The sequence below is a fragment of the Microcoleus sp. FACHB-SPT15 genome, assembly GCF_014849525.1.
Lineage (GTDB): Bacteria > Cyanobacteriota > Cyanobacteriia > Cyanobacteriales > Coleofasciculaceae > Symplocastrum > Symplocastrum torsivum.
In genome coordinates this window covers 88,118-103,910 of the sequence record NZ_JACJNU010000068.1, presented here as the reverse complement: position 1 = coordinate 103,910, position 15,793 = coordinate 88,118, and the positions used below count along the sequence as shown (strand labels likewise).

At 45.8% G+C, this 15,793-nt stretch carries 12 protein-coding genes and 1 other RNA gene; 2 read left to right on the top strand and 11 right to left on the bottom strand.

Features of this window, described 5'->3' with window-relative positions:
* The first annotated feature begins 395 nt into the window (after positions 1–395).
* Entirely contained in the window at positions 396–1,280 is an 885-nt protein-coding gene (locus H6F98_RS30125) for a DMT family transporter (RefSeq protein ID WP_192222420.1), read from the top strand.
* A gap of 130 nt (positions 1,281–1,410) precedes the next feature.
* Here H6F98_RS30125 and H6F98_RS30120 read toward each other — a convergent pair whose 3' ends face one another.
* From H6F98_RS30120 to ssrS, 7 genes are all read right to left on the bottom strand, one after another.
* On the bottom strand, positions 1,411–2,127 hold the full coding sequence (locus tag H6F98_RS30120) for a hypothetical protein (RefSeq protein WP_192222419.1): 717 nt from the start codon (positions 2,125–2,127) through the stop codon (positions 1,411–1,413).
* Between the two features lie 246 nt (positions 2,128–2,373).
* Positions 2,374–2,676 (bottom strand): hypothetical protein, encoded by a 303-nt coding sequence (locus H6F98_RS30115; RefSeq protein WP_192222418.1) that lies wholly within the window; start codon positions 2,674–2,676, stop codon positions 2,374–2,376.
* A gap of 1,538 nt (positions 2,677–4,214) precedes the next feature.
* Entirely contained in the window at positions 4,215–4,955 is a 741-nt protein-coding gene (locus tag H6F98_RS30110; RefSeq protein WP_192222417.1) for a peptidoglycan-binding protein, read from the bottom strand.
* 83 nt (positions 4,956–5,038) lie between these two features.
* Positions 5,039–5,182: a hypothetical protein gene (locus H6F98_RS30105; RefSeq protein WP_192222416.1), complete on the bottom strand. Its 144-nt coding sequence runs from the start codon at positions 5,180–5,182 to the stop codon at positions 5,039–5,041.
* Between the two features lie 12 nt (positions 5,183–5,194).
* A complete protein-coding gene (locus H6F98_RS30100; RefSeq protein ID WP_192222415.1) occupies positions 5,195–6,481 on the bottom strand; it encodes a pitrilysin family protein in 1,287 nt (428 codons plus the stop codon).
* 161 nt (positions 6,482–6,642) lie between these two features.
* On the bottom strand, positions 6,643–7,920 hold the full coding sequence (locus H6F98_RS30095; protein ID WP_192222414.1) for a pitrilysin family protein: 1,278 nt from the start codon (positions 7,918–7,920) through the stop codon (positions 6,643–6,645).
* Positions 7,921–8,068: 148 nt separating this feature from the next.
* Positions 8,069–8,252: non-coding RNA, 6S RNA (gene ssrS, locus H6F98_RS30090), on the bottom strand.
* 542 nt (positions 8,253–8,794) lie between these two features.
* Here ssrS and typA point away from each other — a divergent pair.
* A complete protein-coding gene (gene typA / locus H6F98_RS30085; RefSeq protein WP_192222413.1) occupies positions 8,795–10,585 on the top strand; it encodes a translational GTPase TypA in 1,791 nt (596 codons plus the stop codon).
* Between the two features lie 272 nt (positions 10,586–10,857).
* Here the strand turns inward: typA and H6F98_RS30080 are convergent, their stop codons facing one another.
* The 4 genes from H6F98_RS30080 to H6F98_RS30065 form a co-directional block, all read right to left on the bottom strand.
* Positions 10,858–12,093, bottom strand: coding sequence for a CHAT domain-containing protein (locus H6F98_RS30080; protein WP_192222412.1), 1,236 nt, complete (start codon positions 12,091–12,093; stop codon positions 10,858–10,860).
* Positions 12,042–14,525, bottom strand: coding sequence for a tetratricopeptide repeat protein (locus H6F98_RS30075; protein ID WP_192222411.1), 2,484 nt, complete (start codon positions 14,523–14,525; stop codon positions 12,042–12,044). The genes H6F98_RS30080 and H6F98_RS30075 overlap by 52 nt, the downstream gene beginning before the upstream one ends.
* A 126-nt stretch (positions 14,526–14,651) precedes the next feature.
* Positions 14,652–14,801 (bottom strand): DUF4351 domain-containing protein, encoded by a 150-nt coding sequence (locus H6F98_RS30070; RefSeq protein ID WP_192222410.1) that lies wholly within the window; start codon positions 14,799–14,801, stop codon positions 14,652–14,654.
* Between the two features lie 68 nt (positions 14,802–14,869).
* Positions 14,870–15,655 (bottom strand): Uma2 family endonuclease, encoded by a 786-nt coding sequence (locus H6F98_RS30065; RefSeq protein WP_192222409.1) that lies wholly within the window; start codon positions 15,653–15,655, stop codon positions 14,870–14,872.
* Positions 15,656–15,793 lie beyond the last annotated feature (138 nt).

Genomic DNA, 15,793 nt, shown 5'->3' with positions numbered 1-15,793 from the left:
ATGGTAAAACAAGTTTTAATATGCTTGTATTTTTTTAATCTTAATTAAAGCTTTAAAAATGATACAGATTACTAATAAAGTAGTCATCGCATCCCGATTTGACTAGTAGTACAAACTTACAAGGTTCAATCCGGAAACTATAGAAAATTTATTTAACTGATATCTAAAAAAACAACACCCTTAAAAAGGGAACTAAGACAGTTCTAGAAAATTGTATCTCAAGGATGTTTATTAGATAGCTCACTCAATGGGAGGAAGAGCAACAACCCAATTTAACTGTAGGTTTAGAAAAATCGGGTAAAGGTTGTGACGCTGTAGCGATGAGCGCCTATCAAAGAATTTTGTAACTCACCGCCCGATTTGAAGAAAGCCGCTATCTGTTTGATTGAAAAGAAATGAAAACACAGCTTGACAAGCGCACGTTAGTTGCAGCCGCTGTTACTCTTGTATGCTGGGCTTCGGCGTTTGCTGGTATTCGCGCCAGTTTATCAGCTTATACGCCGGGACAAATTGCTCTCATGCGGTTCTTGGTTGCCTCAGTTGTGCTTGCTGTGTACGCTGTAATTACTCGGATGCCTTTGCCCAAGAAACAAGACTTGGGTGCGATCGCGATTATTGGATTTTTGGGAATTACCGCCTATCACCTATTACTGAACTATGGACAACTCACGGTAACAGCAGGTGCAGCGAGTTTGCTAGTGAACACAACTCCTGTGTTTACAGCACTTCTTGCGATCGCTTTTTTGGGAGAACGGCTGAGTTTTCGGCGGTGGATTGGAATTGCTGTCAGTTTTACTGGAGCCGTAGTGATTACAGGGGGAGAAGCTAAGGGATTTAGCTTGGACTTTGGGGCTTTGCTTATTCTGCTCTCGGCTGTGTCTAATAGTGGTTGGATGATTCTACAAAAACCTTATCTCAAAAAGTACAGCCCTCTCCAACTCACCACCTATAGCATTTGGGCAGGAACACTATTTTTGACACCTTTCCTCCCCAGCTTGCTGCGAGCCTTACCGACAGCGCCCATTAATGCAACGATTGCCGTAATCTACTTAGGAGTGTTTCCTAGTGCGATCGCTTATGCGACTTGGGCTTATGTCCTGGCACAGATTCCTGCTTCCCGTGCTGCAACACTAATCTATGTGGTGCCAGTGTTAGCGATTTTCATTGCTTGGGTTTGGCTGGCTGAGGTGCCAACTATTCTCTCGCTAATTGGTGGCGCTATAGTTCTTTCAGGAGTTGTGCTAGTCAATACTGGCAGACGTGCTGAAAAACCGACCTAATTTTCTCTCTTGCCCAACGCGATTGCAAGAGACGCAATGACAATGCATTGCATCTCTACAAATCACCAATGCTGACATCCCATAGTTTCACCGTTTGGTTAGCACTACTACGAGCAAGTGTTTCACTGTTTTATTGAGGTGAACCAGAAGTACCAGATTGAGACTGGCTTTGACTTTGTTCTGGTGACGCCTGATTTGCCGTGTTCGGTTGTGTTGTTGTAGAAGTGCCAGTGGTAATCTGGTTTTCGGTTTCGGTGGGCGAGGCTTGATTCGTTGTAGAAGTGCTACTGGGAGACGAGTTTTGAGGCAGCGTTGGTGAAGCTTGAGGTGCTGCGTTCTGCTGTGTAGCACTAGGTGGTGCGACTTCAGGCGTTGTATTTTGTTGAGCTGGGCTTTGCTGTTGTTCAGGAGTTGGAATAGTTATTTGGATATCAGGCTGGGTTTCTTGAGGTGCTGCTGGTGGTTCCTGGTTAATAACCGGAACTTCTTGAGTTCTTTCAATAATGGTTGTTTCTCGGATCGGTTCTTGAGGCGCACTGGGTGCAGGCACAAGTACAGGTGTTTGTGAATCTTGTTGCTGGTTTAGAAAGAACAGGCTACCAACAACCAAACCTACCAGAGAGGTGAGAGCAATGCCTATTACTAAACCACGCGCCGCTGTTTTTTCATCCCGCTCTTCCTGGCGTTGTTGTTCAAGGCTACGCTCGGAAGCACGACCATGGACGTAGCCATCTCTATAGGAGGATACAGCACCAGGAGTAGGCGCTTTAACGTTCGTGTTGAGATTTTGTCCAGTTTTGGGATGGCTACTGGGATTGTTGGTTGTACGATTTTGTAGGTTGTCCATTTTTGTTCCTAAAAAGTGATTAACTAGCTATTGAAGAAGATGAATTGTTAGAGACTTCCTGATAATTGAAGCCAAGACTTAATCAAATGTGATGCACTTCTTTAAACAGTAGAACGAACTTTAAAGCACTAACTATATGGATTTAGAGAAGTAGCTTAGAGCATCTAATTGAAGTGGGTTTCGCTGTCCTTATTGAGTCGCTAAAAAACTTACCTGCTGGTTAGCGCCTATTGCTTTTCTAAGACTTTAAGACTGGCTATTGATAGGTGCCGGAGCTGTATTTACGGGTACCATTGACGGCTGATTTTGATGCGTTAGTAAAAATATAGCTCCGCCTAGCAGTCCAGCAAGTGCAGTAATTACAATGCCTAGCAGCAAGCCACTAGCCGCGTTATTGTTGTCGCGGATGCTCTGATTGACACGCATTTCTTCCTGACTTTGACGTTCTTGTTCCATACCATGCAAATAACCATCACGGTAAGCAAGCTTATTAAGCCTGCCTACACGCTCATTAGTATTTTGAACCATCTGAGTTTTATCGGTATTCATCTGATTAGACCTTGTTTGAATGGAACGCTAATACAGGTCAGGACGCAGATGTTTCGCTTAAATCTGTGAGTAAACTGCTTTTTCAATCCTCTTTAATAATTAGCTTGAGTCTTATGTCCTGTATAGCTAAAGATATCCGCTTTAAGAAGATGAACCGCTCTATCTAGAAAAAGATTCTTCCCTACACCGAAAGATTGAGGTTATTGATGACCCTCTTAGAAGCGAGAAGTAGGAAGTAGAGAAAACGCTTTTATTCATAGTTATTGACAAGCTTATAGAGAGTCTGGTCTTAAAAGAAGTTACCCTTGATTCAAGACCTTAATTTAATCTCTTCAATTTTCGGATGTTACTAGTTCTCGTCTAAAGTCTATGCTTGAGGCGAACTGTGGCTTAAAAAGCGATCACGAAGTGAAGCATCTTCCTTGGTATTGCTCGTTTCAGGACTCACTCTTTTTCCCTGGCTCTAGTAACCTATGAAAATTACCCTGAAGCGGTTATGGCAATTCACAAATTATTCACAACTTAGTGAGTATTATGCTGTTATTAGCTTAGAAGTTCAACGCGCCCTCTGTAGTTGTCACCAAGAGGGTGCTTTTTTGTGTATCAAGACTCCCTGTAACATGGGCTACTACTTTACAAGCGCATTCGCTTTGTTGAAGATGTCGCGAGTACTGGGTATAGCTTAGGAATCATCGTAGAGCAGGTAATCGCTGCTGCGCCTCCCTCAATAGAAGTAGATCAGTGCAAAACTAAACGGTAGCGTTGGCTCATACCGAGTTGCATTCAAAGATAGTAGACCCAGCAATGGGGAGATAGGGAGAAAGAGAAAGTACTACGTTTGACCGCAGCTTGGTATCAGGACGTGTTGATTAGCGTCACTATTAAGGTAAGGGGAAATGGGTGAGCCAGAAAAAATACTGTCCCATCATGAGAGAAAATTGTGAAAATTCCTGGCAATACTAAGTGTGTGAAGAGCGCAAATAGCTATCAGTCAAAAGCATACTAAAAAACCCAGCTGTTGATCTGCTGGGCTTTGTTTTGAAGAAGTGGTAAGCGATCGCCACCCATTCACAAATTATTCACACTGAGTCAATACGCTTTTATTTGTATAGGCACTGCCGTAAATACTCTCTCAATAAAAGGTTTGGGAGGGTATTTTTCTATTATCCTGTAGTCTGCGACATTATCTTCAGGCCGTGAGACTTAGAGAATTGCTCTACCGCGCTTGTATAGCAAAAGGCAGAGGGCAGAAGGGATGCATATTGACGAGTCCTGGTTTCAGTATGAGAGCGAGAGCCTAATCGCCTTAGCGACTGCTATGTTAAAGCGTTCCCCTACGTGTGAGTAGTCTCACGAGTGAATCCAATCTGGTAGGAAATATTTATACCCCAGTTCACAAATTATTCACACTACATCATTAAGCTCTAAGGATGAGTGTAGAAGCCAGCCCTCTTTACTGCCTCAAGAGGGCTTTCTTTTTATAGAAATCTCTAAATCTAGAACACCTATTGTCGCCGCTTCTCCCTGAGGAGAAATCCTTAACGCAGCAGTGCTCTCCAAGTCGCAGAACCCACAACTCCATCAGGTTCAAGCTGGAAGTTCTGTTGAGCGGCGATCACAGCAGATTGAGTTGCTGTTCCAAAGACACCATCGATGGTTCCTCCTAAAAAGCCTAGAGCTTTCAACCGCTGTTGTAGCTGGACTACAGCTGGTCCTTGCATACCCTCCCGGAGAATTGGCAAAGTAACATTCGTTGCAATGGGTGCTGGGATTTGTCCTACTTGGCTAACCTGCCCCGTTGTCGGTATGGTGCTGGGGCGAGTATTTGTGGTTTGGAGGGATGAGGGAACTGGAAACCCAGAGGCTGGCGTAGTTGAAGAGGATGTTGCAGGAGTCTGCTGTACTGAAGAGATACTGGGAAAGAGACGACTCCAAGTTGCAGGTCCTGCGATGCCATCGGCATTTAAGCCAGCGGCTTGTTGAAAGTAAGAAACAGCGCTTGCCGTACTTTCTCGATAGACACCATCAACGGTATCGGTGTAATAGCCTAAAAGCTTGAGAGCAGCTTGAAGTTCAGACACAGCCGCCCCTTCACTACCGAGTTGAAGAGTTGGGCGGTTGACAGTAGTTGCCGATGTGGCTTGCGCCACCATTGGGATAACTGAATTGATTTCAACAGCAACAGTTGGTTTTCCAAAGTTGAGCGCAAGCAAACAGAAAACCCCCCCCTGGACGACACAGCTAGCATTAGTGATACCTAGCATTAGGCTTTTACCCATTGCCGCCAATCCTCTACCTCACTCCAAAACGATTCTCTCACTTGCTGCGGTCATCCTGATCAGATGGCAGAAGGAAGTTTGACCTATTCTATACCAGCTTTTGTTTTACTCATCAGAGTTTCCCTAAGGCGATCGCTACAAGTTCCCTCAGTTCCTACATCATCAAGCAAATCTAGGGCAGCATCCAACGCCACAATCCCGGATAAAGGGAATGAATCCCCTTTCATAGCCGTTAACGGTCAGCTATCAGCCATCAGCTTATTGATTGCCTCAGCGGGTCCAACTACAGAGACATACGGTTCAAGGAAGTAGAGTCTAGCAACAGCTTGAGCCATTTCAGGAGTAACGTTGGCAACATCTTGCTGAAACTGAGTATCAAACTCAATCCCTAAACCTAATGTCTCGTACCAACCATACGTTTGGGCAAGCTGTGCATTAGTTTGCTTACCTAAAGCGTATTGACCAAGCAGCTTATTTTTCGCAGTTTGCAGTTCATCAGGACTTAGTGGGGTAGAGCAAAGACGTTCTACCTCAGTGCTTAAACCAACAAGAGCCGTTTCTGTATTTTCCGGTGCCGTACCCATGTAGACAACGAAGGTAGAAGCCGACTGGCGCGTTGGGTAAAAGGCTGAGACATCGTAGGCTAAACCTCTTTTCTCCCGTAGTTCAACAAACAAACGGCTGGAAAGACCATTACCCAGGTAAGTATTCAGCAGTTTCAGTGCAGCATAGTCTTGAGCTTGTACAGGAGAAGCGAGATAACCCAACATCACGATTGACTGCTGCGTTTCTTGCGGTGTCACGACTTGGCTGGGTTGGGACACAATTGAGGGTAAGGGTTGTATTGGCAAAGGGGTTGCGGGAGATTGCCAATCCCCAAATACTTGCTTAACCTGTTCGACTGCCTGTTCTGGTGTTACACGACCAGCGATGCTAATCACCATGTTGTCAGGTCGGAAATAGGTCTGATGATGTAACTCCAAGTCAGCACGATTCAGACGAGAGGCGGTGGCTTCTGTGCCTAGAATTGAAACAGCATAGGGATGGTCTTGATACATGACCTGCCGCAACTGTTCAAAGGCGATACTAAAGGGTTGTTCTTTTTGAGAACGAATATCCTGAAGTGTGAGATGCCTTTCTAGTTCTACCTCAGCTTCTGGGAAACTAGGCGATCGCAACATCTGTCCAGCTAGCTGCAATATCTCAGACCAATCAGCAGAAACGGTCTTCAGAGATAGTAAAAAATAATCGGTAGACGCATCAGCGCTGAGATTTGCCCCCACTGACTCAATTCGTTCGGCGATTTCCAAGGATGAAAGCTGCGCGGTTCCTTTGGTAATTACAGTTGAGAGTAGATGAGATAGTCCTGCTTTTTCCCTTGGCTCCCACTGACTACCCGCTCGAATAAATAGGCGACTCGCAATAATATCTGCTGCTGAATTTTCGACAACAATTACAACAATGCCATTATCTAAAACTGTACGATGGATTATCTGCTGTGGCAAAGCGGTCACATTTTGAGGCATGAGTTGTTAATCGTTATGAGTTAAAAATCAACAGTTGAGCAAAGTCTAGGCGTTGTGAGCCAGAAGCCACTAATTAGAACGTCTGCGAGGGACGCTCTTGAGTACCGGAGTTCAAAGATTTTTCAATAGATCACTCTTTACTGATAACGCATAATGCTTCATTATTCCCCTACCATTGGTTTAACGACGGTAACGGCGTAGTGCCCAGGGGAAAGATATTGCTGCGCTAAGTTCATTAAGTCTGATGCTTTAAGTCTTTGAATCTGATGCGGATAAGTGACGGCTACTTCTGCTCTCGCAATTGTGTTGTAGTAACCATATAAACCAGCAAGCTGACCTGCGGCTTCTGTAGAAAAGGTATAGTCGTTACACAACTGGCGTTGACAACGGCTGAGTTCGGCTTGTGAGACTGGTGTATTCTGCAATTGCAATAAGCGATCGCAAATTAATTCTTCTACTTGTTCCAAATACTGTGGCTCTAAGCACGCACTGATTGTAAATAAACTTGAATCTCGCTGTAGAGAGAAACTGCTACTAATATTTTGCACCAATTGCTGCTCTTCCCGTAACTCGCGCACCAATCGAGAAGACCGTCCATCCGCTAGCAGCACCGAGAGTAAATCTAAGCCGTAAGCATCCCGTAATTGCTCTACTCCAGGCCCAATCCAAGCCATTAATAGACGTGCTTGCTCCAATCTAGGTAAATATAGCTCTTGGCGACGGATTTCTGTGAGCGGCGGTTCTGCCTCTACCTCAAACTTGGGACATTCAACAGGGAGAGGAAAGTCTTGAAAGGATTGGTTTACTAAATTCAAGGCGGATTCTCGATCAACCCCACCAACAACAACCACTGTCATATTTCCCGGCTGGTAGTGAGTCGCATGAAAGTGCCGCATCTGCTGAGGTGTTTGCGCTAGCAAGTGTTCTTCTGTTCCTAGGATTGAACGTCCGTAAGGGTGGCACTGGTAAACACTCTCACCTAAAGCTTGAAAGCCTATCCAATCGGGATTATCGTAACAGGAACGAATTTCTTCTAGTACAACATCCCGCTCCCGCTCAAATTCTTCATCGGGGATTGAAGCGTGTAAGAGCAAGTCGGCCAGGGGAGGCAGGGTATCTTCTAAATACTGAGCCGCTGTGGTAATAAAAAAGTGAGCGTAATCGTGGCTAGTTGCTGCATTTGAGACTCCACCGCGACTTTCAATTACCCAATCAAAGACTCCTGTTGGTAGTCGTTCAGTGCCTTTGAAAATCATGTGTTCTAAGAAATGAGCCATTCCCGACCATTCATCAGGTTCTGCGGTCGCACCTGCACGCACCCAAACATCCACTACCACCACGGGGGTTGCAGGTACGTGTTGATGAATTACGGTCAAGCCATTGCTCAGTCTGAAGATATCAGCAGGAAACTTTAAAGCAGTCAGCGGCTCAGTTAACAACTTTTTTTATCTCAATCGTTGAGTGATTTTAAATAAGTTTATAGCAACGCTTCAGCAATCGAAAGATGAATGTTTTGGTCTACAGATAAAAGTCTCATTTCTATGTAAAAATCCCCCAGCCTTCAAGACAGGAGGATTCAACATTTACAGATTCCCCATGACGCCGTCTTACCTCAGTTTATGACCTGGAGAACCAGGTGGGCACCATTAGACCCTCGTTTGAAGTTTCCGGGTACAAGCCCGGTCTACTGTCACAAGAGCGCTAGATTCCCTTTTAAGAACAGACATAGATCAAAAAACAGTATTGGCAGTCACCAACGTCTCAGTAGAACCTGTATACCCATTGTAGCTATTTATCTACAGATGACCACTCGGTTGAATAAAGGTGGCACGCCTCTAGCTTCCCTTGCCTCCTATTCCATCATGCCTGTTCGGGTCTTTCTTCTGCTTCTTTGCCCCATCAGATTCTTTTTTGGGCTTCTTAGCTTCTCGACCGCCCTTTTCCTTTGCCATAAAATCATTCCCCAATAGAGGTTCCCTTCATTCTGAACCAATCTAATGATTTGAGGAGCCAATCTCTAACAATTAGGTATTGAGTCAAGTTCACCACATCTGTTGACTGGCTGGTGGGGAGCAGGTAAGTTTCGTTGTTAACTGATCGTAAGCGCCCGAATTAATCCGGGCAAAGGATAGTCCGTGAAGAAGAAGGAAGCAACCCGTCTTTGGTGTGTAGCTATTTTTTGAGAAGGCTAACGCGATCGCTTTTTGTCCAACATCACAATGCACAAACGCGCTCAACGGTAAGCTAGAATTGGAATATTAAGAAATCTTGAGCGGAGCGTTTTACCTCTGCCATCCATTCCCAGACGCCTCTATGACTCTTCCCATTCGCAACGTCGCTATTATCGCCCACGTCGATCACGGCAAAACTACTCTTGTTGATGCCCTCCTCAAACAATCCGGCATCTTCCGCGAAGGGGAAGACGTTCCAGATTGCGTTATGGACTCCAATGATTTGGAGCGGGAGCGGGGAATCACAATTCTTTCCAAGAATACTGCTGTTCGCTACAAAGAAACATTAATTAATATTGTTGACACGCCCGGTCACGCTGACTTCGGTGGTGAAGTCGAGCGAGTTTTAGGGATGGTGGATGGCTGCATCCTGATTGTCGATGCGAATGAAGGGCCAATGCCCCAGACTCGATTCGTTTTGAAAAAAGCCTTGGAGAAAGGACTGCGCCCAATTGTCGTTGTCAACAAGATTGACCGTCCCCAAGCCGACCCTTTTGGCGCAATTGATAAAGTCCTCGACCTATTCCTGGAACTCGGTGCAGATGATGACCAGTGCGAGTTTCCTTATCTCTTTGCCTCAGGTTTAGAAGGCTACGCCAAAGAAGATTTGGAGGCTGAGGGCGTTGATATGCAACCAATGTTTGAAGCAATTCTACGCCATGTTCCACCACCAGTCGGAGACCCATCTAAGTCCCTGCAATTACAAGTGACGACCCTTGACTATTCTGAGTATGTGGGTCGGATTGTAATTGGCAAAATCCACAACGGCACCATCAAAAGCGGTCAGCAAGCAGCTCTAGTGACAGAGACAGGTGCTATTGTCAAGGCAAAAATCACGAAACTGATGGGTTTTGATGGGCTAAAGCGCGTTGACATGGAAGAAGCTTCAGCGGGTAACATCGTTGCTGTTGCAGGGTTTGCCAATGCCAACATTGGTGAGACGATTACGTGCCCTAATGAACCGCAAGCGTTGCCGTTGATTAAGGTCGATGAGCCAACATTGCAGATGACCTTCTCGGTAAATGATTCGCCCTTTGCCGGTCAGGAAGGTGATTTTGTCACTTCACGACAAATACGCGATCGCTTAATGCGAGAACTCGAAACCAACGTTGCCTTGCGTGTTGAAGAAACCGACTCTCCCGATAAATTCCTCGTTTCGGGTCGGGGTGAACTTCACCTGGGTATCCTGATCGAAACGATGCGTCGCCAAGGCTATGAGTTTCAGGTTTCCCAGCCACAAGTTATCTACCGGGAAGTCAACGGTCAACCCTGTGAACCTTTTGAATGCCTAGTGCTGGATGTTCCTGAAGCGGCTGTCGGTGGCTGTATCGAACGGCTAGGTCAACGCAAGGGCGAAATGCAAGATATGCAAGTTGGTGGCAATGGTCGCACCCAGTTGGAGTTTGTGATTCCGGCGCGTGGCTTAATTGGCTTCCGAGGTGAATTCATGCGCCTGACTCGTGGGGAAGGCATCATGAACCACAGCTTCCTTGACTATCGTCCTCTTTCGGGTGATGTGGAAACGCGCCGCAATGGTGTTTTGATTGCCTTTGAGGAAGGGGTTTCGACCTTCTACGCGATGAAGAACGCGGAAGACCGTGGTGTCTTCTTTATTACTCCTAGTACTAAGGTGTACAAGGGGATGATTATCGGAGAACACAACCGCGCCCAAGACCTCGAACTCAATGTCTGCAAAACCAAGCAGTTGACTAACCACCGTTCAGCGACAGGTGATGAACTTGTGCAGTTGCAAACACCAGTGGACATGAGCTTGGAACGTGCGTTGGAGTATATTGGGTCAGATGAATTGGTGGAAGTAACACCTCAATCGGTTCGCTTGCGGAAAGTGACGAAGAAGCTGGTGAAGCGATAAATCCCTTTGCCCAGGTAGCTGTGTTACTGGTGGTAAAGTTATAGCGACTGACGGGGTAGCTACCTCGTCAGTTTTTAATTTTTGGTGGGTAGCGGGAGTGTGACCAATAAAATATAGCAATCAGCAATCAGCTTTCAGCGCTCAGCTTTGGGTCAAATCGCCTCTAGCTAAGGAACGATCTTCTCCCTTTAATGTCCTAACATTCGTGGCTACTGCTATATGAACGAGAGCAAGCAGTAATTCTTGAATGTGAAACTTTAAGGCATATTAGCTTACAAGCCATTGCCAATCAAAATGAAGGGTGCCCAGTAGTAGGGATGACTGAGGCGATTACTGACAGCAGAAGGCAAACTAGCCTCCGTTTGTCCGATTACTCCCAGCCCCCGACCTTCGCCTAAAGCTGTATATTCACCTGTGATCAGGGCAATTTGGGCTTGCCGTAAAGCTTCAGCTTTTGTCATTTTGCCTGTCTGCAACGCCCCATAGAAGGCATTCATCAAGCCTTGTGTCCCACCATCGCTCACGTACCACAACGAGGCAATTGCTGCTTCAGCCCCTGTCCGTTGAATCTGATAGCCAAAGCCCAAAATCTCCTCTCCGCTTCCTAATTCTCCACTCGTTGCCGTGCGACAGGCACTTAAAACAACCAAATCCACATCAGGCAACTTCCATTCATCAATTTCTGGCAGTGTCACCCGTTCGCCACTACCAAAAAGGATGAACGACTCCTGCGGCAACCCGGAGACGAACTCGGCATGGGTTGCCAGATGTATGATGGAATATTCGCCCAAGCGTGGCTCAACGTTTTCACGATTGAAGTCTTTGTTGAACAATGCCGTTGTACCGGGAATGTCCTTGGCAATGGTTTCGACCTCAACTCCTGCAAAGGTTAGCCCATTAAAACTAAACTGGTCTTCACCAATCTGGAACTGGTAATTGAGTTGTGGGTCACTATAGGCAGCGGCGATGATTTGTAAAGGGCGATCGCGTTTGCCATTAAAATTGGTCAATGAGGCAGCCGTGATGTGGTTGAGGGTAAAGCGTTGGGCGAGCCACTGTTTACCATCATGCAGTGCAGCCAGAGGAATGTAACGCAGTTGTTTGTCAGCGGCGTAGAGGATGGTTTTGACTTGTGCTTGTTCGAGTTCCGCTTCAATCGGTTGGATGAGCCACTGGTAGAGTTGTTGAGCGTTGGGAATCGGATTGCTAGATGGCGAGGTGATGTCAGAACGGAAGTTTGCGATCGCTTCATTCAACTTTACCCGATCCACGGCTACAGTTTCCCGTACCAGACTGGTCGGCGTGACTAGCACCAGTTCCACGCGGTCTTCGAGAATTAGAGGATAGAGTAATGCCGCATTATCGAGGGATTGCAGATTGTCTTGTAATCGTGCCAGTTGCTCTGGATTGAGATTTTGTCCTCTTGCGGTGCGTCGGAGTTGCGTGACGAGTGCGGTTACGTCTGGTTTGTTGACAAAATTAACAAACGGCGAATCCGAGTTTTGCACAATCCATTGCTTGTACAGTTGGATAATTTGCTGTTCCGGTTGCCAGAAGTCCAGTCCTTGAGCAGTCTGTTCGTTGCCACGCACATCACGGAGGTAGTCTTCAAGTTCTTGGAGTTTGAGCAAGTCGAGGACTTCTTGAGCTTCCAGTACCCGATCTTGTTGAAGGAGGAGTTCGGCAAGCTGGCGATAGGTATCAGCGACAGTTTGAGCGTAGGACTGCTAGCGTAGGACTGCTGAAGTTCTTCAGAGAGTGGGCGAAGGTTATCCCGAATACTTTCCCTGACATTCACCGCTTGCTTGTAGAAGACAATCGCTAATTCTGGCTGGTTTTGTTTGACTAGCAGTTCACCAAGATTGCTAAGAACACGTCCTTCACCTTCGCGATCACCAATGTTCTGTTTAATAGCAAGAGACTGCTGATAGAACGCGATCGCTTTGTCATACTGCTCTTGAGAAAGGTGAGCTTCCCCTAAATTATTCAATGCACTCGCTTCTCCACCTCGATTGGAAATTTCCTGAAAGATTGCTAGTGCTTGCTGATGAGACTCAATTGCCTTTTGGTATTGCTTCAAAGACTGATAAGCACTGCCCAAGTTGTTCAAAGCGATCGCTGTTTCGTTACGATTCTTTTCATCCCAACGAAGCATTTCTAGAGCTTGCTGATGGAATTTGATTGCAGTTTGGTGTTGTTCTAACGCTTGATAAGTTATTCCCAGATTATCTAGGGTAACAACTTCCTCAACAACATCATCCCACCTATTAGAGGGCTGCTGAGCGATTGCTAGTGCTTGTCGATGCAAGTCAATTGCCTGTTGGTACTGTCCTAAATCGCGATATACAGTACCAAGCTTGTTCATGGTAACAATCCTCCTAGAGTCATTGCTGAACGGGTTCTTAGGAGCCTTGAGAACCTGTTGATACGCTTGAAGGGCTTCAGCGTACTGTCCCATATGGTGATATGCACTCCCTATCTCACTTAAAATATTTATATTTTTCCTAGTATTACTACTTACATCCTCAGTCTCATAGATTTCGATCGCTCCCTGATAGGATTCAACAGCTTTTTGATAAGGACCAACAAGTAGATAAAGATCACCTAGTTTCAACAAAGGATAAATTTCTGCTCTACCAGTATTAATGGTACGAGCAAGAGTCAGCGCTTGTTGATAAAGCTCAATCGCCTTAGGGTTGATATTCAAGCTGTCATCATAAATACTGGCTAGACGATAAGTTGTGACAAATTCTCCCTCAGAACCACTAAGATTGCGAGAGACTGCCAAAGCTTGCTGATAATAGTCACTCTCTGCATGCCCTTCTCCAAGCAAATAATAAACAACACTTAGATCAATTAGAGCTTCAACTTCAATATCTGGGTCTACATAAGGATTGATGATAGCCTTGATTTCTTGTCTGCGATCGCTACTTTTTCTACTAATCTCTTGTGCAATTGCCAATGCCTGCTGATACACCTTAAGAGCTTCTGGGTACTGCTGCTGTTGTCGATAAATTTCACCTATCCTTCTCAGCAATGCAAGCATCCTTTCGCGATCACTCACAGCATGAGTAACGGTCAACGCCTGCTCATAGGACTCCATCTCTTCCGAATACTGCCCTAGCCGATGGTAAGCACGACCTAGAGCAATCAGTACGTCGCTTTCGTCCATTCTGCCGAAATAACCCGATCTAAAATCCAAAACGCCCACCCTGCGTATAGTGGCTAAGATTCGCTGATAAATCTCGATTTCTTTAGAGTGTTCGCCCAGAAATCTGTAAAGATTAGCAATTTTATTGAAAGTACTCGCTTCTTCCTCACGATTCTGAAGGGTACGATCAATGTCCAACTTCTGTTGATAAACCTCAATTGCCTCAGAGTATTGCCTCGACATCTCATACAACTTTGCAAGCAAAACTACTGTTTCTGCTTCTTCCTCATGATTGGCAGCAGCCCGAAAAATATTGATCGCTTGCCGATAGAACTCAACTGCTTTGGGATGTTGTTGATCCAGGTACTCGTTAGCTATCTCTCTGAGTAACTTACCAATCGTATTGAGGATGCTAATTTCTACGGTATGTAAGCTCAGTTCTCTGGCAATGACTAGAGACTGCTGATAATATTCTAATGCTTGTGGGTACTGCTCTAGAGCGCGATAAGTCTTCCCAATATCGTATAGAGTTTTGCCTTCTTCATGGCGATTGCCGATTTCTCTGTAAATGACTAAGGCTTGCTGAAATATTGCCAATGCTTCTTGCAAGTGACCCTTATTAAATTGCTCAACGCCTGTTTGGAGCAAGCGATCACCTTCTTCTCGGTCTTGAAGAGTTTGTGCCTGTGCTGAGAGAATCTCAAAGTAACCTGTTTGTAATAGAGGAGATGTTAGCAACAGTAGTAAGGTAGTTGCGGCAAGGCTGAGAGTTCCGAGACGGTCGTGCATTGGCGAGTTCTCCGGCTTGTTGGAGTACAGCTTACTCGTTTATCTCACAACAGCGGGAGGCTATGCAAAAGTTGAGGCGATCGCTCTGATAGGGAGATACTTTGTGCGATCGCGCATTCACTTCTCTCAAGATAAATGGCTGACAAATTGCTCCAACGATTCTACGGTTAGTGCCACCTCTACTAAATTTTCCAACTGAGTAACATTGAGTTCTGCTAGTTGAGTCTCCACATCCTGCGGCACTTCTCCAAAACGAACTGATAAGCTGTGCGTCATCTAGTTTTACAGAGCAATCTAAGGCAGGAAACAGTTTCAGGCGCTAAATTATCAAATTTAGATGCGCGTTAGCTTAGTAGGCGTAGTAATTGCCGTAGAGAACCTTGTTTTTCGGCTACCTCAGCGCGTTGTTCAGCGACATCAGCATGTTGTTGAGCCGCCTCAGCCTGTTGTTGAGCCGCTTCTTCCGGTAAGGGAACCAGATTTCCTTGTTGGTCGTAAAAGCGCAGCCAAACGGCTTCTTCTCTGTCTATCGTTCCCTGCCAAGTTCCCAACCACAAACCTAACCGCTGACACCACAGCCAACCCTGTTCATTAGCCGTAATTTCCCGATAGCCTTCATCCAAATCTAAGTGCCAGCCTTGTAGGGAATCCGGGTCAAACGGGTCATAGACAAAGTAATCTGGAGTCTTGAATGTGCGCTCGTAGAGGTCTTTTTTCGTGGTGATGTCCACAGTGGCGGTACTGTCTGACATTAACTCGACAATGACATCCGGATAACGTCCCTCTTCTTCCCAAACAACCCAGCCTTGCCGGGGGTGACTACCATCAATATTCAAAACTACAAAGAAATCGGGACCTCTAAAGTCTTTATTTTTGGCTTGGGTGCTGCTGTAGTAGATAAACATATTGCCGCCTGCAAAGAAATCGCTGCGCTCAAGGTACGCTTGATTGAGTGAGCGAATCAGCGCATTCATGGCAATACGGTGGCGGTTTGATTCCAAGGGTTCTCCATCATCAAAAATCAAATCAGTCGGCGGCATGGGATGTTCCCAATCCGGGGTTATGCTCCACGCACCGCCAGAGGCGATCGCACTTTCGGATTTTGTCTCACCAATTGCCTCGGCTGACATCACACAACCTCCTCAACTATCTTTTATTAGCTGTCAGATACCCAAGGGATTACCTCAATAGGCAAGTTTAATGCCGACTAGCTTACATTCCACCTTAGCTTAGAGTGATTGGAAGATGCGATCGCATTGCTTGTGACC